The organism is Bradyrhizobium sp. LeoA1Lang, from assembly GCF_055413685.1.
The window spans coordinates 1-414 of sequence record NZ_JBVAPG010000526.1 but is presented as its reverse complement, the minus strand read 5'-3'; the positions used below and the strand labels follow the sequence as shown (position 1 = coordinate 414).

Below are 414 nucleotides of genomic sequence, written 5' to 3'. Positions count from 1 at the left end.
CGACGCTGACATCGGCGCCATTGATGGACACCGTGATCGGCGTGTTGACGACGCCGCCGTGGCCGTCGTCGACCTGAACCACGTAATTGAGGACCAACGTCTCACCGTCGGCGAGGAAATCGAACAGGCGGTCGGGAACACTGTACGTCCAGGTCGCGAAACCGTTGTTGCTGTTTCCCGCGCCCTGCACAACGGTCAAGGGCAGCTCGACGGCGGCGACCGCAGCAAGCTGCTCCGGCGTCAGCGATGACGTGATGTCGTGACCATGCGCGTCGAGATATTTGAACGGCTGGGTGGTCGAAAGCGCCGCGCTGACGATCGGTCGATCCGTCAGATCGACATCGGTGAAGCTCACTGCACCGCTAATGGTGTCCAGCGCGGTGTTGCCGGTCCCGACCTTCTCGATGACGGTGC

The 414-nt window shown here is 62.6% G+C and carries 1 protein-coding gene; it reads right to left on the bottom strand.

Annotation, left to right across the window (positions count from 1 at the left end):
- Positions 1-414: VCBS domain-containing protein (locus ACZYOF_RS44390; RefSeq protein WP_463719673.1), on the bottom strand; the 414-nt coding region annotated here is incomplete at both ends.